This window comes from Sporosarcina sp. FSL K6-1522 (genome assembly GCF_038622445.1).
Taxonomy (GTDB): domain Bacteria; phylum Bacillota; class Bacilli; order Bacillales_A; family Planococcaceae; genus Sporosarcina.
On the sequence record NZ_CP152019.1, the window covers coordinates 3,651,516 to 3,671,823 of the forward strand.

General features: G+C 44.0%; 17 protein-coding genes. All 17 read right to left on the reverse strand.

Features of this window, described 5'->3' with window-relative positions; translation table 11 throughout:
- Window positions 1-13 precede the first annotated feature (13 nt).
- On the reverse strand, window positions 14-1,267 hold the full coding sequence (locus MKY34_RS18245; protein WP_342512534.1) for a competence/damage-inducible protein A: 1,254 nt from the start codon (window positions 1,265-1,267) through the stop codon (window positions 14-16).
- 14 nt (window positions 1,268-1,281) lie between these two features.
- The gene (gene pgsA / locus MKY34_RS18250; RefSeq protein ID WP_342512535.1) at window positions 1,282-1,860 is read right to left on the reverse strand and encodes a CDP-diacylglycerol--glycerol-3-phosphate 3-phosphatidyltransferase; all 579 of its coding nucleotides are present in this window, start codon (window positions 1,858-1,860) and stop codon (window positions 1,282-1,284) included.
- Between the two features lie 47 nt (window positions 1,861-1,907).
- Window positions 1,908-2,819, reverse strand: a complete 912-nt coding sequence (locus MKY34_RS18255; RefSeq protein WP_342512536.1) for a RodZ domain-containing protein — start codon at window positions 2,817-2,819, stop codon at window positions 1,908-1,910.
- A gap of 16 nt (window positions 2,820-2,835) precedes the next feature.
- On the reverse strand, window positions 2,836-3,633 hold the full coding sequence (locus MKY34_RS18260; RefSeq protein WP_342512537.1) for a DUF3388 domain-containing protein: 798 nt from the start codon (window positions 3,631-3,633) through the stop codon (window positions 2,836-2,838).
- Between the two features lie 203 nt (window positions 3,634-3,836).
- Window positions 3,837-4,568 carry an SDR family oxidoreductase gene (locus tag MKY34_RS18265; RefSeq protein WP_342512538.1) on the reverse strand — a complete coding sequence of 244 codons (732 nt, stop codon included), beginning with the start codon at window positions 4,566-4,568 and terminating at the stop codon, window positions 3,837-3,839.
- Window positions 4,568-5,866 carry a pitrilysin family protein gene (locus tag MKY34_RS18270; RefSeq protein ID WP_342512539.1) on the reverse strand — a complete coding sequence of 433 codons (1,299 nt, stop codon included), beginning with the start codon at window positions 5,864-5,866 and terminating at the stop codon, window positions 4,568-4,570. Before MKY34_RS18270 ends, MKY34_RS18265 begins: the two co-directional genes overlap by 1 nt.
- Window position 5,867: 1 nt before the next feature.
- Window positions 5,868-7,136: a pitrilysin family protein gene (locus MKY34_RS18275; protein ID WP_342512540.1), complete on the reverse strand. Its 1,269-nt coding sequence runs from the start codon at window positions 7,134-7,136 to the stop codon at window positions 5,868-5,870.
- Window positions 7,137-7,325: 189 nt separating this feature from the next.
- On the reverse strand, window positions 7,326-8,285 hold the full coding sequence (locus tag MKY34_RS18280) for an ABC transporter permease (protein WP_342512541.1): 960 nt from the start codon (window positions 8,283-8,285) through the stop codon (window positions 7,326-7,328).
- Between the two features lies 1 nt (window position 8,286).
- Entirely contained in the window at window positions 8,287-9,333 is a 1,047-nt protein-coding gene (locus MKY34_RS18285; RefSeq protein ID WP_342512542.1) for an ABC transporter permease, read from the reverse strand.
- On the reverse strand, window positions 9,323-10,879 hold the full coding sequence (locus tag MKY34_RS18290) for an ABC transporter ATP-binding protein (RefSeq protein ID WP_342512543.1): 1,557 nt from the start codon (window positions 10,877-10,879) through the stop codon (window positions 9,323-9,325). The genes MKY34_RS18285 and MKY34_RS18290 overlap by 11 nt, the downstream gene beginning before the upstream one ends.
- A gap of 184 nt (window positions 10,880-11,063) precedes the next feature.
- Window positions 11,064-12,146: a BMP family protein gene (locus MKY34_RS18295; protein WP_342512544.1), complete on the reverse strand. Its 1,083-nt coding sequence runs from the start codon at window positions 12,144-12,146 to the stop codon at window positions 11,064-11,066.
- A 48-nt stretch (window positions 12,147-12,194) separates the two neighbouring features.
- Window positions 12,195-12,923 (reverse strand): GntR family transcriptional regulator, encoded by a 729-nt coding sequence (locus MKY34_RS18300; protein ID WP_342512545.1) that lies wholly within the window; start codon window positions 12,921-12,923, stop codon window positions 12,195-12,197.
- Window positions 12,924-13,084: 161 nt separating this feature from the next.
- The gene (locus MKY34_RS18305; protein WP_342512546.1) at window positions 13,085-15,421 is read right to left on the reverse strand and encodes a DNA translocase FtsK; all 2,337 of its coding nucleotides are present in this window, start codon (window positions 15,419-15,421) and stop codon (window positions 13,085-13,087) included.
- Window positions 15,422-15,830: 409 nt separating this feature from the next.
- A complete protein-coding gene (locus MKY34_RS18310; RefSeq protein ID WP_342512547.1) occupies window positions 15,831-17,498 on the reverse strand; it encodes a ribonuclease J in 1,668 nt (555 codons plus the stop codon).
- A gap of 108 nt (window positions 17,499-17,606) precedes the next feature.
- Window positions 17,607-18,497: a 4-hydroxy-tetrahydrodipicolinate synthase gene (dapA, locus tag MKY34_RS18315; RefSeq protein WP_342512548.1), complete on the reverse strand. Its 891-nt coding sequence runs from the start codon at window positions 18,495-18,497 to the stop codon at window positions 17,607-17,609.
- A gap of 23 nt (window positions 18,498-18,520) precedes the next feature.
- Complete coding sequence (locus tag MKY34_RS18320; RefSeq protein WP_342512549.1) at window positions 18,521-19,549, reverse strand: aspartate-semialdehyde dehydrogenase; 1,029 nt, start codon at window positions 19,547-19,549, stop codon at window positions 18,521-18,523.
- Between the two features lie 160 nt (window positions 19,550-19,709).
- Entirely contained in the window at window positions 19,710-20,300 is a 591-nt protein-coding gene (locus tag MKY34_RS18325) for a dipicolinate synthase subunit B (protein WP_342512550.1), read from the reverse strand.
- Window positions 20,301-20,308 lie beyond the last annotated feature (8 nt).

Consider the following 20,308-nt stretch of genomic DNA (forward strand, 5'->3'; position numbering starts at 1 on the left):
AGAAGACCAAAATTTAATTTTGGCCCTCTTTTTTACGAAGGTGCTTGATGAGATAATACAATGCAAATCGAGCAGCTCGAAGACGATTCGCATTCCGTGAGCTCGATAAAACCAATTTATACGTTTCCGGTTCCGCATCTACGGAGGCAATCCCTATCCAAACCGTTCCCGACGGCTTGCCATCATGCGGGTCGGGACCTGCTGCCCCTGTCAAACCGACGCCAATATCTGCGCCAAACTTCCGTTTAACATTCACAGCAAGCGCTGCCGCACATTGTGCACTCACGACGCCATACTCGGCTAATAAGGCCGCATCGATGCCTAACTGCTCCGTCTTCACATCGTTGTTATACACCACTACGCCACCTTCGAGCGAGGCGCTAATGCCCGGCTCTCCCGCTAACTCAGCCATGAAAAGACCCGCCGTTAAACTTTCCGCAGCCGCCAGCGTCCAACCATTTCGACCTAATAGCTCCGCTACCTTTGACGATAATGTATCGTCATCTATGCCGTAAATATAATCCCCAACAATCGAACGAATCTCTTCTTCTACAGGCTCAATCCATGCAAGTGCCTCATCGGCTGTCTGTGCTTTTGCAGTTAAACGTAACGTCACCGCATCTGGGCTAGCAAGCGGAGCGACGGTCGGATTCGTCTGCTTTTCCAAAATCGCCTGAATCCGATCTTCGAGCTCTGCTTCGCCAATTCCATAAAACTTTAACACACGTGAGGTAATCACTTCATGTTTCCCCGTTAAGCCGAGCAAATAAGGAATCGCTTCGTCGGCAAACATCGGCTCCATTTCATGCGGTGGCCCTGGCAATAAAATATAATGGATGCCTTCTTTTTCAACAGCCATCCCAGGTGCCATACCTTTGCGATTTGCCAGCACTGTCGCACCTTCCAGCACAAGTGCTTGCTTTTTATTATTGTCAGTCATGGTACGCCCAACACGTTCAAAATAGCTTTGAATATACCGCAGCGCTTCATCATCACTCACTAGCGCACAGCCCACATGCTTCGCAATTGTTTCTTTCGTCATATCATCTTTTGTCGGCCCAAGCCCCCCCGTAAAGATGAGTACATCCGCACGTTTAGCCGCAATGTCAATAACGTCCTCTAAACGATTTGAATTATCACCGACCACCGTCTGGTAATGCACATCAACGCCGATTTCAGCCAATCTCGATGAAATGAATTTCGCATTCGTATTCATAATTTGTCCAAGCAACAGCTCTGAACCAACCGCAATAATTTCAGCCCTCATGAATGACTTCCCCCTTACATGGAATCCAACAGTATACGTCTATTTTTGTAAAAATAATCAAAACCAGACCAAATCGTAAAGACCAATGCCACATACAACATGATCATACCGAATGGTACGCCAATGGATTCAAAGAAGATGTTATTTAACAACAGTGAGATAATCGCCAGTATTTGCGCAACGGTTTTAATTTTCCCTAACTGGTTGGCTGCTACAACTTCCCCACCGCCTGCCAATAGCAATCGTAAACCTGTCACCGCAAACTCACGGCTAATAATAATAATAATAATCCACGCTGGTGCCGTCCCCAATTCAACAAGAATGATGAAAGCCGCAGAAACGAGTAACTTATCAGCAAGCGGATCTAAAAATTTCCCCATATTGGTCACAAGCTCATATTTCCTCGCAATATAGCCATCGAGCCAATCCGTAATGGAAGCAATAATAAAAATAAGTCCGCCAATGAAATGGCCTGTTTGTATCGTTGTCCCCGCGATTACCACATGACCTAAGCCAAAATCAACGAGCATGAAAACCATAAACACTGGAATGAGTAAAACGCGTGAAACCGTAATCTTATTTGGCAAATTCATAACAAACCTCTGTCCTTTCAAAGAAAATAGTCATCTTTAATAGATGACTATTGCTCTTTTTGGTATTCAATAACAATATTTTGTGTAATGCGATCTGTCGCATATTTCAGCAACTCGCCATTTACGTAAATCTCAGTAGACGCAGTACGCCCTACGCGAATTCGAACAGACTCCGTATCCGAAACATCCAGTTCGACTTTCTCACCTGCTGTCATCACACGAGCACCGCCCGACATGCGTTCCACTCTTGCACTGTCCGTTACGCCAATCCATGAATCAGCAGACGTACGAATTTCCAATTGAATCGTTTCGGCACCTGTTAGTGTATACGTTGACGTTTCACCGTTCATACTTTGATGAGCTAACGTCTGTTCCACTTTATCTGGCTCAGATTCTGCATCTGGCTCGTCTTTGTTGTCATCGTCTGTCGCAGCACCTTGCTCTTTATCCGCATCCGATTCTTTTGCATCTTCACTCGGCTTAGTAGACGGTTCTACAGGCTGCTTGTCCATCGTAATGGGTTTTTCTGTCCCGATATTATCTGTAACGGGCTTTTTAGACGACGTTGACTGTACAAGTACCCAGACAACGACAATAATGACGATGATAAATAGTGCCACAATGATCTTGGGCATCACTTCATTTAACTTGTTACTACTTTTCAAGCCTCTTTTCCGTGTCATTTGCGGCGAAGCAGGCTGCACCTTGTCCTCTTCCAGTTTTTCCGCCGAAGACGTATCTTTATACAACGCCAACATCTCATCCGGTTCGACTCCTACTGCCTCTGCATATTGCTTGATAAATGCACGGACATAGAACGAACCTGGCATCATACTATAATCTTCTTTTTCAATACCGGAAAGGTACCGTTTTTGTATCTTTGTTATCGACTGTAAATCATCCAATGTGAATCCTTTAGCTGTTCTCGCCTGCTTGAGACGATCACCTAATCCGGTCACTCAAAACACCTGCCTATCAGAAGTTAAATAAGCCCGATCCACCCATGGTCCCTGGATTGGACATCATATGGTTTTTCTCCATGATTTCATATGTAATCTCTTGATCTGGATCGGTCCGTAATTCAATAATGTAATCAAAATCCTCAATGTCGTACTCAGAATGTTGGACAAACATATCTGGGTGCTCTACTACTTTGATGGTCGGCATCCGCATCATCTCCCGAACGAGTTGCATATGTCTCTCATCCTCTGCCCGACGCGTCACAATCCCATCTAGAATGAAAATATTATCCGAAGAAAACTCATCGCCCATCAACGTATTTCTGACGGTCTGTTTAATCATCGTGGATGACAAGAATATCCATTTCTTATTCGCACAAACACTGGCCGCAACGACTGACTCCGTCTTACCAACACGCGGCATTCCACGAACCCCTATCAGCTTATGTCCATCTTGTTTGAAAATCTCCGCCATAAAATCCACGAGAACTCCGAGTTCACTGCGAAGAAAGCGGAATGTCTTACGCTCATCCACATCACGCTGAATATAACGCCCGTGCCGCACTGCCAAAATATCCCTCAACTTGGGTTCACGAATTTTCTTCACTTGAATGGTGTCCATTGTGGAAGCAATTTGTGCAAAACGCTCAATCTGATCATCATTGTCAGCACGTAATAACATCCCTCGACGCCCACCATCTACACCATTGATGGTGACAATATTCACGCGTAACATTCCAAGCAATGAAGAAATATCACCTAGAAGACCAGGACGGTTTACTTGCACCTCGTATTCAAGATACCATTCACCCATCGGACACACCCCTTTGTCTTTTTCACAGTTTTCACCTTGCATCACCGCAACTATTTTCTGGGAACGAATACTTTTTCATCAGATTTTAAACATTCCTTTATATAAGACGCACCAAAAGCAATATAGTTCTATAATAGCGGATTCAACACATGAAGAAAAGGAAAAAAGAAAAGGAAACACTAGTGCTCTTTCAGTTTTTCAACTTAAATCGACCAGCCACCATTAATATTCATAATTTCACCTGTCATATAATCCGCCTTGCCATTCATTAAAAAATCAACAGCTTCAGCGATATGTATCGGTGTCCCCGTCTGCATCAGTGGAATCTCGTCAATAACCATCTGCCGCTCTTCAGGTGAAAATGCTTCATTCATACGCGTATCGATCCAACCTGGTGCAATCGCATTCACACGTGTGCCCGAAAAAGCGGCTTCTTTTGCATACGCTTTAACGAACGCATGTTGGGCCCCTTTTACAGCCGAATACATCACTTCTCCTGCTGCTCCCGTATTTCCCCAAATGGAACCAATGAACACCACATACGATTTATCCACACGGCGTAATTGAGAGGACACCAAACTAATAAAGCGTACCGGATTTTGCACATGTACTTTCCATAATGCGTCCATCTCCACTGCTGTCGTTTCGGTCAACAGCTTGACGACAGATTGCCCATTCGCCACAACAATCGCTGCCACATGCTTCACTTGTTTCGCCAGTTCGTCCGCGCCATCGATCTTCGTAAAATCAGCTTGTACCGCTTGGAAATCTGATTGGGGGAACATTTCAGTTAGTTCTGCTTGCAAATGGGCTACTCGCTCCTGATTGCTATGAAAATGAAGGTACAATGACCAGCCAGAAGCGGCGAGGCTGCGACAAATCGCCTCACCGATTCCACCTGATGCACCAAGCACAACGCAGTAATGCCGTTCCATTATTGTGCTTTTTCTGCCGGCACAACCGTATACGTTGTATGCCCGCTTTCATCCGCAAATGTTTGGAAAGCAGCTTGTAAATCTTTTACTGTTAATTGTTCCAGCGTAGGGACAGCGTCAAAAAGGTTCATATCGTTAAATGTATAACGTGTAAACTGGTTGGCGATAAATTCCGGAGAATTCAACGAACGCATGAATTGGCCAATTTTCTTTTTGCGCATCCGATCTAGCTCCTGATCCGTAATCGGCCAAGCTGTTTTCGCATCACGTATCGTTTGGCGAATCGCTGCTTCTAATGCTGCTGGTTGCTCCGTATCTGACCCTACCATTGCAAAGCCAAAGCCGTTTTCCATTGTGAAGTCATACGAAAATGACTCATCAATAAGCCCTTCATCATAAGCCTTCGTAAAGAATGGAGACGTTCTGCCAAACAAGCTATCCAGAACAAGCCCTGAAGACAGCTCTTGGATGAGCATCTCTGTTCCTGACACGTCCGTCTTATTGCACTTCATGCCCATATTGAATTTCGGCTTCGTAATATCCATCGCCAACTCGCGCTTACTCATGACAGCCGTATCTGCTTCCTGCGGGAAATTACGTACAATAGTTGCAGGCTCTTTAAAGGTTTTCGCATCCTGATTCTTTTTAATGAACGCCATCATTTCAGCCGGATCGACTGCCCCGACAACGAACAACACCATATTGGACGGATGGTAAAACGTTTCGTAGCATTCATACAAGTGCTCGGCCGTAATATCCTGAATCGATTCAACCGTTCCAGCAATGTCAATTTTCACAGGATGCTCGTGAAATAAATTCTCAATCGTCCCGAAATAGAGCCGCCAATCAGGTTGGTCATCATACATCGTTATTTCCTGGGCAATAATGCCCTTTTCCTTATCAACGGTCTTTTCCGTGAAATACGGCTCCTGTACAAAGTCCAGCAGTATTTCCGTATTGTCATACAGCTTATCTGTTGCGGAAAATAAATACGCTGTTCGTGTGAAAGATGTGAAGGCATTGGCAGATGCACCGTACACGCTAAACTTTTGGAACACATCGCCATCTTCTTTTTCAAATAATTTATGTTCTAAGAAATGGGCGATGCCATCTGGCACAGTGACCGCTTCCGTCTTCCCACGTGGAATAAATGTCCGATCAACCGAACCGTATTTCGTCGTAAACGTCACAAACGTTTTGGAAAAGCCACGTTTCGGTAAAATATAGACATCTAAACCATTGGAAAGTGTTTCATTATATAACGTTTCTTGTAAGTTTTCAAATTGAATTTTCTTCATATTAGATGGCCTCCTTCCCAGATAGCAAGTACACGACTTCTAATGTAATACTAGCAGCCATCTGCTTCACATCTTCTTTTGTTACTAATTCCCAGTTCGCAATAATTTTTTCTGCGGTAAACTGCTCATCAAGCTCTTTAAATTGATCGAATACTTCAATCTGCCCTCGCGCTGAATCAAAAGCACTTTTAATGCCATTGGCAAGCAATGCTTTCGTTTGTTCGAGCTCAAGGTCCGTAATATCACCTTGTTGAAGCGCCTGTAACTGTTCTTTAATGAGTTTGATCGCCTTCTCATCAAGCTCCGCATCAATCCCCGCCATGACATAAAGCAATCCGTAGTGAGATGCATACGAGCTTGACGCATAATACGCCATACTTTCCTTTTCACGGACATTCATGAATAACTTACTATGCGCAAAACCACCAAATACTCCATTTGTCACTTGCATTTTAGCATAGTCAGGATGCCCGAACGTCACAGGTGTACTGAAGCCAAGGTGAAGTTTCCCCTGCTTCATGTCCTGTTGTTCACGAACTGTACGTAGTTCCTTTACTTCATGGGTAATAGCAGCCTGTTGACGTGTTTGAACAGGACGTGCAGTGAACGGGAACAACGATTTGATATGATCAATCATCGACTCTTCATCAATATCGCCTACAATGTAGATGTCGATTTCATCTTCCTGTAGCATCTTTTGGTATGTTGTATACAATTCTGCTGCCGTCAATGCTTCAACATCTGCTTCCGTTCCATAAGACGGTGTAGATGCCGCACTATTCGGTCGCAACAATTCGAGTAAACGCTTTTGCGCGTATCTCGTTTTATCATCATAAAGTGAACGGATCCGTTCTTTAACAGAACGCTTTTCGCGGTTAACGACTGTCTCGTCAAACTGCCCATCTGCCGCATTCGGTTCAAAAATCACCGTTTGAATAAGGCCCAGCACTTCGTCCAGTACGCCACCATCTGTCAAATACTCATCATTGACACATTCTGTATACAACGAAACGATATGGCGATCGCCACGTTTTGAAGCATCTGTATACAAGACCGTTCCATATAATTCGTCTAACGTATTGCGGAATTCCGTTTGTGTTCGATAACGGCCATTCGAATCTTCCAAAACATTTGCCAATACTGCGCGATGGGCTGCTTGTTTTTCATCTAACGCAGCTTTCCATTTCACCGAGAAATTGACGGTTTTGAATTGTTCTGACCTGCGAATATATAACGTAACGCCTTCTTGAAGCTCAACTTTTCTAAACATCTAAACACCTCTGTTTTGGTTAATATGCGGAATCCTCACTTCACTATACATTCCGTATGATGAAGTATGCAAATATTCTTTAGGCAATACTATATCTTACGCCCTAAAACCCTGAACCATTCCGTATACATTGCCCTGAAAAAAAGCTGCCTGAAGTCTATTTATAGACAGTCAAGGCAGCTCTTTCTGTTATCGATTTCCTTTAATATATGGCTGGCCAACTGCTTTCGGTGCATTCGCTTTTCCGATAAACCCTGCAAGTGCAAGAATCGTTAAGACGTACGGCAAAATATGCAAATAGACAGCTGGTACATTTTCTAAAAAACTAATGCCGGAAGCACTAATTGCGAGCGCTTGTGCCAATCCGAAGAATAGTGCAGCACCCATCGCACCAATCGGATGCCATTTCCCGAAGATAAGCGCCGCAAGCGCCATGAATCCTTGCCCATTAATCGTCGCGTGGCTAAAATCATTCGTCATCGTCTGCGAATAAATCGCCCCACCAATCCCAGCAAGTCCACCTGAAATAATGACCGCAATATAGCGGATTTTCGTCACATTGATACCCATCGTATCGGCTGCCATTGGATGTTCCCCAACAGAACGCAAACGCAAACCAAATGGCGTTTTAAAGATGATGAACCACGTAAGGAATGCCAAGGCAATCGCTAAAAAGGATGAACCATAGACCCCTTTGAAAAACAACGGTCCGATAAACGGAATCTCATGCAAAATCGGCACGTTAAAACGTGGAATACTGCGTTGAATGAAATCTGTCTGTCCTTTATCAAAAATCATTTTGACTGAAAACAGGGCGATTGCAATCCCAAGCATATTGATGGCAACCCCTGAAACAACCTGGTCTGCTCGGAACGAAATCGATGCTACTGCATGCATAATCGAGAAGATCGCTGCAACAACCATCGCCGCCAGTAACGCAAGCCACGGCGTCCAAGCACCGAATGTATCAGCAAAAAACAAGTTAAAGAGAATCCCTATGAATGCCCCCATCACCATTAGACCTTCCAACCCAATGTTTACAACACCTGAACGCTCGGAAAACAAACCGCCAATCGCTGTAAAAATAAGTGGGGCAGCATATGAAATCGTTAGGGGGATGATGAAGTAAAGCACTTCAAGAAATGTCATATCACTTCGCCTCCTTGTTCTTCTTCATTTTGCTCAGGAGCACACGGATGATATAACCTGAAGCCACAAAGAAAATGATGAGTGCAATGACAATTGAAACGATTTCAATTGGAACGCCAGCTTCGTTTGGCATATTACCTGCACCGTACTTTAACGAACCAAAGAGTGACGCACCAAAAATAACGCCAAGTGGTGTATTGGCACCTAATAAGGCAACCGCAATACCGTCAAAACCAATCCCTGTAAAAGCACCGCGTGACACGATATTACCGAAAGTTCCAAGTGCTTCCATTGCGCCTGCAAGTCCAGCAAACGCACCTGAAATAACCATGGATAGCACAATATTTCTTTGAACATTCATCCCTGCATATTGCGAGGCATGTTCGTTAAACCCAACTGACTTCAATTCGTAACCCATTTTGGTTTTGTCCAATATAAACCACATGACAGCAACCATCGCAAGCGCAATTAGTATACCGTAGTGTAACGTAGAGAAGTCCGTCAGATTGGATAGAAATTCAGAGCGCAACGATGCTGTCGCATGAATTTTCTCTGTCTTGTAGCCACCATCTGAAATCGTTTTAATCAACGCATTCACAGTATGAAGGGCGATATAGTTCATCATAATTGTCACGATAACTTCATGTACATGCAGTTTCGCTTTTAAAATCCCTGGTACTAACCCCCATAATGCTCCTGCAACTGCCGCTGCTAGAATGGCCAATGGCAAGTGAATGATTTTCGGCAACTCAACAGCCATACCGACGTAAGCCGCCGCAAACCAACCGACAATGAGTTGTCCCTCGACCCCAATATTGAAGAGCCCTGAACGGAAGGCAAACGCTACCGCAAGCCCAGCAAGTATGTACGGGCTAATTTGACGAATCGTTTCACCGATCGAATACGAGCTTCCAAAAATCCCATTCCATAGGGCGATATAACCCGCCACAGGATCATAGCCGCTAAAAATCATCACCAAGGCTCCAACAGCTAGCCCTAAAATGATTGAAATAATCGGCACTAATATATTGACAACTTTATTTGACATCGTGCTTGCCACCTACTTCCCCTTCAACAGCGCGTTCTTCTTTTGCTTGCCCTGCCATCAGTAACCCTAATTCCTGTTCAGTCGTTTCTTCCGGAATCACCGTATCCACAATCATCCCATCATGAATGACGGCAATACGGTCAGAAACGTTCATCACCTCATCCAACTCAAACGAAATCAACAATACCGCTTTCCCATTATCTCGCTGCTCGATGAGTCTTTTATGGATAAATTCGATGGCGCCAACATCCAGACCACGCGTCGGCAAAGCCGCAATCAGTAAATCCGGATTCCGGTCCACCTCACGTCCAATAATGAGCTTTTGCTGGTTTCCACCTGATAGTGCACGAACTAGCTCATGCTCTCCTTGTGTACGCACATCGTAAGCTTCAATAATTTCATTGGCTTTAGTAGAAATGGATTGGAAATCCATAATGCCTTTTTTCGAAAAAGGTTCTTTATAATACGTTTGTAAGGCAACATTATAGCCTACGGAAAAGTCCAAAACGAGGCCGTGTTTATGACGGTCTTGTGGGATATGACCAAGACCAGCTTCTGTAATTTCACGCGGTTTTTTCCCCGTAATATCTTTTTCGTCAATAAATATTTTTCCGCTTTTCACTTTGCGTAGACCCGCAATCGCTTCGATTAGTTCAGATTGTCCATTGCCGTCAATCCCTGCAATGCCGACAATTTCTCCTTTACGAATCGACAAGTTCAACCCTTTCACTTTCGGTACACCACGGTAATCTTCTACGACAAGATTTTCGACACGTAGCACTTCTTCCGTTGGGTGAGCAGGTCCTTTCTCTGTTTTGAACGTCACTTGACGCCCTACCATAAGTGTTGCAAGCTCTTCAGGGTTTGTATCAGCTGTAATAACCGTTCCAATCCCTTGTCCTTTACGAATAACGGTCACACGGTCTGAGACGTCCATGATTTCTTGTAGTTTATGCGTAATAATAATAATTGATTTTCCTTCTTCAATCAGCTTGCGCATAATCGAAATCAATTCGCTGATTTCTTGCGGCGTTAAAGAAGCTGTCGGTTCATCAAAAATAAGAATTTCTGCACCACGGTAAAGCGTTTTCAAGATCTCAACGCGCTGTTGCATACCGACTGAAATATCTTCGATTTTTGCATTCGGATCCACTTCAAGGCCATATAACTTCGAAATTTCAGCGACTTTTTTCGCCGCATCTTTGATGTTAATCATGCCCATTTTTTTCGGTTCGTTGCCGAGAATAATATTTTCCGTGACCGTTAAATTTTCAACGAGCATAAAATGTTGGTGAACCATGCCGATCCCTAAACCGTTGGCAATGTTGGGATCTGTAATCGCTACCGCTTTTCCGCGTACCCTTATTTCTCCACCTTCTGGTTGATACAAGCCAAATAATACGTTCATTAACGTAGACTTTCCGGCACCATTTTCACCTAACAACGCGTGAATTTCGCCTTTCTTCAACTGAAGCGTAATATTATCATTCGCAACAAAATTACCGAATTCCTTGCGGATGTTCAGCATTTCAATTACATATTCCACTGGGTTCACTCCCTTGTATTCACATATGTACCTGTACTTTATAGTTGAAATTAACACAAGAAAAGATTCCTTCAATGGAATCCTTTCTTCTGTTAAATCAATGACCCTAGACGCAACTAGAGTTAAATGAAAATGGAAATCATGAAGGCCGATAGATGTCGGCCTTCATGATTCTAAGTGGCTATTATTTCTTTTTCTCTACGAATTCTGGTACTTCGATTTCACCGTCCGCAATTTTCTTCGCGAACTCATCGATTTCAGCTAAAACGTCTTCTGGAATCGCGCCGCGTGAATCAGCCAATTCAATACCGTTATCCGCTAAGCTAAACGTTGTTACTTTACCGCCTGGGAATTCACCTTTTGCAGCAAGTTCAGCAGTTGTTTTTACTGCGATGTCAACACGTTTAAGCATAGACGTCAATGTAATATTATCGTCGCCAACTTTACCTTCATCATACTGATCAGAGTCTACTCCGATTACCCATACATATGCATTTGGATCTGCTTTTTTACGCTCTTTTGCCTCTGCGAATACACCGTTACCTGAACCACCCGCAGCGTGGAAAATAATATCTACGCCTGAAGCGTACATACGGTTTGCTGTTGCTTTACCAAGTTCGGCTTTTGCAAAATCACCTGTATACTGTACATCTACTTTTAAATCTGGTTTTACTGCCGCAACACCCGCAAGGAATCCAGCTTCAAAGCGTTCAATTACCGGGATTTCCATACCACCAACGAAACCGATTTTATCGGATTTCGTCATTTTAGCCGCTGCTACCCCAGCAAGGAATGCACCTTCTTGCTCTTTGAACATAAGGCTTGCGATGTTTGGCGAATCAGATACTTCATCCACAAGTGCGAATTTGTTATCTGGACGTTGTGCAGCTACTTCTTCAAGTGCATCTTTCAATAGGTATCCAACTCCGAAAATCAAGTCGAAGTCACGTTGAACCAATTTGTTCAAGTTCGGTGGGTACTCCGATTCTTCTTTTGACTGCAGGTAATCATAACCACCGTCACCTTTTGTCAAATTGTTCTCTTTCCCATATTCCTGAATTCCAAGCCAAGCAGATGTGTTGAATGATTTGTCGTCAACACCGCCTGTATCTGTTACCATTGCGATTGAAAACGTATCTTCTTTCGGCTTGCTATCAGAACCTGTATTGCCTGCGTTGTCTTTCCCTTTATCTGTTCCACAAGCGCCAAGTAATGTACCAGCAGCAAGAACCATTGATAAAGCAAGACCAAATTTGCGTTTGCTCATTGTTGGAACCTCCTCATTTTCTTCATATTAGTAGGACGTATTACCGTCTTATACCCTTTTTCGCACAACATGAAAACTGAATTTATCAGCTCTGAAATAATTTTTCGAGTAAAGGACCATTTCGCCTTCCTCGCTGTAATGATGCTGTAATAAGACCAGTAGCGGAACATCGACACCGCATCTTAAAATAGCCGATGCCTCGTTATCATACCCAAGTGGCTCAATATGTGTCACAGCCTGTGCAATATGAATGGTGCCAGATTTTTCAATCGCATCGAATAAAGACGTATTCAATAGCTCCTCCGTGCCTGACGGAAGATTTTTTGCCAGTACATGGTCGATACAATAGACCACTGGATCATCATCCGCTGTTCGTACTCGTTTAATCGTCACAAGGCGCTCTTCTTCGCTACAATTAAACTTCTTCATCATATCATCACACATAGCGTTTTCCGACACATCCATGAAGATTGTACCTGGTTCCATTCCTACATCACGAATCATGGAAGACACACTCGATAACTGTTCAATGCCCGATGAAAACAATGGCTTCGAATTGACAAACGTCCCAACGCCGTGTTTGCGCACAATGACTTTTTCTTCCTCCAACACACGAAGTGCCTCACGGAGTGTTGCTCGGCTGACACCTAACGTACGCGCAAGATCAAACTCTGAAGGAAAGCGCTCGTTCTCTTTAAAGATGCCCGATTCGATATCCTGTTTCAAACGTTCAATTACTTGTACATATAAATGCCGCTGATCCGTTTTCACCATCATTATATCTCCCTCCTTCAGACGAGGTCAGACCTCTGATGTTAAACATCATTACTAATCATCCATACTATATCACTTTCATCTTATAAAATAAACATTTGCTCTTAAAAAAATATAAATGTGTTCGTTTGAACGCTTAAAACATAGCTATTTTGTCACACTTATTATGCGTAAGGGTCCTCTCCATCCCTGCCAATCAACACTTGACGCGGTTTACTACCTTCAGGCGGCCCCACTACGCCACGCATTTCCATCTGATCAACAATACGAGCCGCTCTTGAATAACCCACTCTAAAACGCCGCTGTAACATCGAGACAGAGGCTGTCTGCATCTCTGTCACTAGTTGGACTGCATCATCGTATAGTTCGTCCGTCTCTTCATGCGTAGGAACCTCTTCTACTTCTTGTGGAATCATTTCTTCTTGATACTGGGCTTTTTGCTGTTCAATGACAAAGTCCACAATTGCTTCTACTTCATTATCCGACACAAAAGCGCCTTGAATCCGCATTGGTTTGGATACACCCGCTGGCAGGAACAGCATATCTCCTCGTCCTAACAGCTTTTCGGCTCCTCCCCCATCCAAGATCGTCCGCGAATCAATGGCAGAGGACACTGCGAACGCAATTCGTGAGGGAATGTTGGCCTTAATAATACCTGTAATAACGTCAACACTCGGACGCTGCGTTGCGATGATTAAGTGAATGCCCGCTGCTCGCGCCATTTGTGCTAAACGAGTAATCGAATCTTCCACATCGCTAGAAGCCACCATCATTAAATCAGCGAGCTCGTCGACAATGACGACGATGTATGGCATACGTGGATGTTTTTCCTCGTTCTCTTCATTCCACGCTTCTATATGTTCGTTATAACCTTCGATATTCCTTGTTCCTGTGTGCGAAAAGAGTTCATAGCGTCTTTCCATTTCAGATACAACTTTCTTCAAAGCCTGAGAAGCCTTTCGTGGATCTGTGACAACTGGCGCCAATAGATGAGGCACACCATTATAGACATTCAACTCCACCATTTTAGGGTCAATCATCATCATTTTCACTTCATGTGGCTTCGCCCTCATTAAAATACTGACAATAATGCCATTGATACAAACACTTTTACCACTACCTGTAGAACCGGCAATGAGCATATGCGGCATCTTATTCAATTCCGCTAACATCGCCTGCCCTGTTACATCACGCCCAAGTGAAATCATCAATTTAGAGTCAGGTCGGCTATTCTCCTTCGACTCAATGACTTCGCGCAAGCTAACCACTGCCACAGAACGATTCGGCACTTCAATACCCACAGCCGATTTTCCGGGTATAGGGGCTTCAATCCGAATGCCACTTGCCGCCAATGCAAGTGCAATATCATCCGCGAGCCCTACAATACGGCTCACTTTGACACCTGTATCTGGCAACACTTCATATTTCGTCACCGCTGGACCAAGATGCACTTGGCTAACACGCGCTTTGACACCAAAGCTCAGGAATGTCTGCTCCAATTTTTGGGCATTTGCCTGAATCGAATTATATTCCTCGGATTGATCATTCGCCGGTGTTTGCTTCAATAAAGACGCAGGTGGCAAAATATACGATTCGTTTTCTTCCTCTCCCGCTACACCCGTATACGTAGACGCCTCAGCAGAATCTTCTGCTGGCGCTTCTACCGGATCTTCCACTATCGGCGGCTGTTCTTCACGAACCGGCTTGTCAATATTTTCACTGAATGCTGAAATAATCGGCGGCGCAACAATCTCTACCGCTTCTGGCGGTTGGACAGCTATGTCCACTTGCGGCGTTTCCTCCGCCTGTACCGTTCTTCTCTTCGAACGTGTTGTACGCGTCTGATTCGCCGGCTTTTCCACCGCTTGTACTCTTTTGTTAATTTGCTCTTTCGTCGTATTCAACCATTTCGGAAAATGTTCAATGACGTATGGCACAAGCGCTTTTCCTGTTAGTAACATCACACCGATGAGCAACAGCAAGATTCCCGCTACAGTTGCACCCGCTGAGTCAAATAGCGAATGGAATAGCGCAAACAAAATCGCACCTGCCATCCCACCGCCTAACGCACCACTTCTCGACGCAATACCATCATTCGTCACAAGCACTTTCCACGTTTCTTTCAACGCTGAGTTGCTCATTAGCACACGACTTTCATATAGCTCTTTAAATAAATGAATATGACTAAATAAGATGAGACTGGATAGGATAAATAAGCTACCGATGACAATTCGATTTTTCCATCCGCCTACCTTTTGTTTAATCATGAACATTAATGCTTGAATAATCAGTAGCAACGGAACGGCAGCATGCCAGTTCCCGAATATAAATCTTGATGCAGAGGAAAGTGTTCTCCCTGCAATGCCGTATTCAAAAATAATAATGACCGCAAGGCCAATCATTAAGAGGCCGATTACTTCATACACCAATGGATGCAAGTCAGAGGACTTCTTCTTTTTTGCAGACGAGCCTTTTTTCTTTTTCGTCGCCTTCTTAGCCATTGTTCTCCCCCTTTTTTAGAAAAGCGCAGGGCGCCGTTTAGATGCGACAGGTGCTGACCGACTAAATTCGCCGCGTCCTGTACGTCGGAAGACTTGAAGATAAAGGCGCTTTTTGCCTTTATCTTTATCAGCAAGTCTGAAGCAACCCGAGCATCTGGCGACCGGAGCCTAGACAATATCCAAAGCGCCCGAATTATAAAACGCAGTCTAAGAACGCCGCGTCCTGCGGCAATGACTGCATGATTCACTTCCTGTAGACCTAAAAAGAATTTCCCCACCGTTCAGACGGCGAGGAAATCCTTCGGATCGGCTCTATGCGTTGATACTATATAAGTTGAAACAAAAAGCTCAATTTATATCTGGCGCCTTCGCTGGTGAGTAGATACAAATAATAAGTTCAACTTATATATTAGTACTCCATAATAATTGGAATAATCATTGGTCTTCTTTTCGTCTGTTGATATAAGTATGAGCTTAGTGTGTCACGAATCTCTTGTTTAATGTTTGTCCATTCGAACGTCTCTTTATTCACATACTTCTCGACAATCTTTGTAACCAGCTTTCGGGATTCCTCAAATAGCTCCTCAGATTCACGTACATAGACGAAGCCGCGTGAGACAATTTCTGGTCCTGCTGCAATGCGCTTCTGTTTGCGATTCAATGTGACGACGACTGTGAAAATCCCGTCCTGTGACAACAATTTACGGTCACGTAAAACGATGTTTCCAACGTCTCCGACTCCAATGCCGTCGATTAAAATATTACCAGCTTGAACGCGTCCACTCATGCGCATTTTATTACTTTTATATTCAACAATATCACCTTTATCCGCGATGAAAACTTGTGTTTTTTTCAGCCCAGTTTCCTGTGCAAGCTTCGAATGCGCAATGAGCATCCGGTATTCACCTTGAATCGGAATAAAGTATTTCGGTTTCATCAAATTCAGCATCAGCTTTAAATCTTCTTGGCTACCATGACCGGATACGTGGACATTCTTGCTTGAAGTCAGCACCGTTGCACCGGCTTTTGCCAAGTCATTCATCGTTTGATACATCGAAACTTCCATGCCCGGTGATGGCGTGAATGTAATGAGGATTGTATCTGTTTCTTTAATGCGAATGTCTTTATGGTGTTTACGCACAATTCTTTCTAGCGCATCAAGTGGCTCTCCTTGGTTACCTGTTACAATAATGACCACTTGACTGTCATCGTATTTGCCAATCTCCTTGACTGGGATGACAACATCATCTTTGATCGTCAAATACCCAAGCTTCACGCCTACCTCAAAATAACTTTCCAAGCTTTTCCCAACAACCGCTACCTTTTTACCGTTTTCAAATGCTTTATCAAACACTTGTTGGATCCGTATGAAGTTCGATGCGTACAGCGCAACGAGAATACGTCCTTCTGCACCGTGGAATGTTTTAGAGAGACTGTTTTCAATCACGGACTCGGACGTTGTATACCCCGGGCGCTCCGCTTCAGATGAATCCGACATGAGGATGAAGACACCTTCTTCACCAATGCCAGCCATCTTCGCAATATCCGGACGGTACTTGCCCTTCGCTGACTGATCGAATTTAAATTCGCCCGTATGCACAATCGCCCCTTCACTCGTATGGAAGACGATCCCTAGTGAATCTGGAATACTATGCGTCGTGTGGAAGAATGTGACGTGCGTCTTTTTAAAATTCATCCGACTTTTATTCGTTACTTCGAAAAACTTCACGCCCGACGGAGCAGGCATTTTTTTCAAATGCTCTTTTGCTAATGCAATAGTCAATTTAGAACCATAGACTGGTGCTTGTACTTTCTGTAATAAGTACGCAATTGAACCAATCGCATCTTCGTGACCATGCGTAAGGAAAATCCCTTTTACGCGCTCTTTATTCTCTTCAATATACGACATGTCCGGAATGACGATGTCAATCCCAAGCATTTCTCCTTCTGGGAACATTAGGCCTGCATCGACAATAAACAGCTCTTCATCGATTTCGACAACGTACATCGCTTTGCCAATTTCCCCAACTCCACCGAGGGGGATGATTCTAATTACTTCATTTGTTGTTTTTGTCACATTATTTCCTCCTATTACTCATTCCCGTCCATAACGACTATATTTCATTATACGGGACTAGACCTATCTGCACAAACAAAAAAAGCCGGTATTCGCTACCGGCTATAGTTAATTGAAAATATGGAGATTTCCCTTAAAGTTTTCCCAGACTTTATCAAAGGCATCGTCCTTGGATTCAAGCCCAATTAGCGGCAGTCTGACTCCGCCAGTTTCGACACCTAGTTTTTCTAGCGCGTATTTCACCATTACTGGGTTCGGTGCAGAGAAGATTGCGTGGAATAAAGGCAGTAATGCCCGATGCATCGCACCAGCTTGTTCTGTCCGCCCTTCATTGAACGCCGCAATCATCTGTTGCATTTCATTTCCCGCGACATGCGAGGTGACCGACACAATGCCTTTTCCACCTATTGCAAGCGTCGGCAACGTCAATGCATCGTCACCGCTGTAGACGGAAAAGCCATCGTCCGTCCCCGAAATGATGTCAACCATCTGGTCAAGGCTTCCACTCGCTTCTTTTACCGCTCGGATATTCTTTATTTTCGATAAAGCGATGAGCGTCTCCGGAAGCATGTTGACGGCCGATCGTCCTGGAATATTGTACAGCATTACTGGCAAACTGGTTTCTCCTGCAACATGCGCGAAGTGAGCGTACATCCCTTTTTGATCGGGTTTGTTGTAGTAAGGTGCGACGAGCATAATTCCGTCAGCCCCTACTCGTTCCGCCATCTTTGTCAGCTTAACCGTTTCCTTTGTAGAAAACGTCCCCGTCCCCGCGATGACTGGTATACGCTTATTGACCGTTTGTATCGCGAACGTAAACAGTGCTTCCTTCTCTTCTACAGACAGTGTAGGTGATTCGCCAGTCGTACCACATACGACCAATGAATCACTCCCATTAGCAATCAGGTGTTCAATCAATTTTTCAGTTTTGTCATAATCGATGTCACCGGTTGCTGAAAAAGGTGTGACCATTGCCGTCGATACGCGTCCAAGTTCCATAATTATCAGCCCTTTGCCTTAAATTATTGTTGAATCAATTTTTCCGCAATTTGTACCGAATTCAATGCAGCTCCTTTAAGCAAATTGTCTGAGACAATCCACATATGGAACCCTCCTCGTTGTTTCGGATCCTTCCGAATGCGGCCAACGAACACTTCATCTTTTCCTTCTGCAAATAACGGCATTGGGTACAGCTGATTCCCGGGATCATCTTGAATGACTACGCCTGACGCACTCGCCATGCTTGCACGCAGCTCTTCGACCGTTACCTCCTCTGTATCGATTTCGATATAAACCGACTCAGAATGACCTGTAACAATAGGAAGACGGACGCAAGTCGCTGTCACAGACATGTCGTAGTCGCCGAAAATCTTTTTCGTCTCATTCATCATTTTTAATTCTTCTAATGTGTAGCCGGATGCATCAAATGCATCGATTTGCGGAATTGCGTTAAAAGCAATCGGATAATGCTTCTCTGCTGATGCAGATGGTAAAATCGCTGCTTCATTCGAAACGCGACCTTCAAATTGTTGACTTTGGTTGTTCAACTCATCAATCGCTTCTGCACCTGCACCAGAAACCGCTTGGTATGTTGACACGATAATGCGACTTAAACCATACTTCTCTTTCACTGGTTGAAGCGCCGTCACCATCTGGATTGTTGAACAGTTCGGGTTCGCAATGATACCCGTATGGTTGTTCAATGCTTCTGGATTCACTTCCGGAACGACAAGCGGAATATTTTCCACCATACGGAATGCGCTCGTATTATCAATGACAACGGTCCCTCTTTTTACTGCTTCCGCAGCAAATTTTTCAGAAATGCTACCACCTGCACTAAAAAATGCAATGTCGACGCCTTCAAATGATTCAGGAACTGTTTCTTCAACGATATAAGTTTGACCACCTGCCGTAATTTCTGTTCCGGCAGATCGTTTTGAAGCAAGCAATTTAATGGATTGAACAGGAAAATCCCGTTCAAGTAATTTTTCAAGAATTTTTGTACCGACAGCCCCCGTAGCACCGACGATTGCAACATTTACTTTATTCATCTCTATCTCCCTTTCAGCTTTTACGGTTGTGAAAAAAGCTGGACCTCTATTCGTTTCTATATCGCTACATAAAAGTAAGTAGAAAACCTTTAGTCCGTTACACCGTTAGCAGTTCATTGGTCGAATTATATCATATCCACGAATTTTCTGTACTGTCTTTTTACTTTTTATCGTGAATAATTAATAAAGGTTGTAGTTGTTGTTTTTTTAAAGCGGCAACGGCAGCAGGTACCATCAAGGTGAAATCGGAGATCAGCGAGTTCGGCTTGTTGAAAGGATCATCTTGGCCAAATGGAATGAAAAAAACATTTTTCATGTTGAGTAATTTCATAATGTTCATAGCATTTAGTCCAAGTGCATCGTTTGTCGAAATACCGAGTAAAACGGGACTACCGTTGCGTAACGTCGCTTTTGCGGCCATTAAAACAGGACTATCCGTTGAAGCGTTAGCAAATTTACTAATGGAATTGCCTGTCATCGGCGCAATAATCATACAATCGACAGGTGTCGAGGGACCAAATGGCTCTGCACCGACAATGGTAGAAATCACTTTCTCGCCAGTTGCCGCCTCAATGCGTGCAATCCACTCCTCTCCCGTCCCAAAACGCGTCGCAGCCGTCAGAACGGAGTGGGTAATGACGGGGACAACCGTCGCCCCCTCGTCCTTTAATGCATTAATGACCGGGACGAGTACATCATACGTACAATGCGAAGCTGTGATACCAAGACCTATGCGCTTTCCTTGTAGCATAGAGCTCC

Excerpts from the sequence above, each read along its gene's own strand:
- MKY34_RS18245 (WP_342512534.1), bottom strand. The coding sequence starts at position 1,267 with ATGAGGGCTGAAATTATTGCGGTTGGTTCAGAGCTGTTGCTTGGACAA.
- pgsA (WP_342512535.1), bottom strand. The coding sequence starts at position 1,860 with ATGAATTTGCCAAATAAGATTACGGTTTCACGCGTTTTACTCATTCCA.
- MKY34_RS18260 (WP_342512537.1), bottom strand. The coding sequence starts at position 3,633 with ATGGGTGAATGGTATCTTGAATACGAGGTGCAAGTAAACCGTCCTGGT.
- MKY34_RS18265 (WP_342512538.1), bottom strand. The coding sequence starts at position 4,568 with ATGGAACGGCATTACTGCGTTGTGCTTGGTGCATCAGGTGGAATCGGT.
- MKY34_RS18270 (WP_342512539.1), bottom strand. The coding sequence starts at position 5,866 with ATGAAGAAAATTCAATTTGAAAACTTACAAGAAACGTTATATAATGAA.
- MKY34_RS18275 (WP_342512540.1), bottom strand. The coding sequence starts at position 7,136 with ATGTTTAGAAAAGTTGAGCTTCAAGAAGGCGTTACGTTATATATTCGC.
- MKY34_RS18280 (WP_342512541.1), bottom strand. The coding sequence starts at position 8,285 with ATGACATTTCTTGAAGTGCTTTACTTCATCATCCCCCTAACGATTTCA.
- MKY34_RS18285 (WP_342512542.1), bottom strand. The coding sequence starts at position 9,333 with ATGTCAAATAAAGTTGTCAATATATTAGTGCCGATTATTTCAATCATT.
- MKY34_RS18295 (WP_342512544.1), bottom strand. The coding sequence starts at position 12,146 with ATGAGCAAACGCAAATTTGGTCTTGCTTTATCAATGGTTCTTGCTGCT.
- MKY34_RS18300 (WP_342512545.1), bottom strand. The coding sequence starts at position 12,923 with ATGATGGTGAAAACGGATCAGCGGCATTTATATGTACAAGTAATTGAA.
- MKY34_RS18305 (WP_342512546.1), bottom strand. The coding sequence starts at position 15,421 with ATGGCTAAGAAGGCGACGAAAAAGAAAAAAGGCTCGTCTGCAAAAAAG.
- dapA (WP_342512548.1), bottom strand. The coding sequence starts at position 18,497 with ATGGAACTTGGACGCGTATCGACGGCAATGGTCACACCTTTTTCAGCA.
- MKY34_RS18320 (WP_342512549.1), bottom strand. The coding sequence starts at position 19,549 with ATGAATAAAGTAAATGTTGCAATCGTCGGTGCTACGGGGGCTGTCGGT.
- MKY34_RS18325 (WP_342512550.1), bottom strand. The coding sequence starts at position 20,300 with ATGCTACAAGGAAAGCGCATAGGTCTTGGTATCACAGCTTCGCATTGT.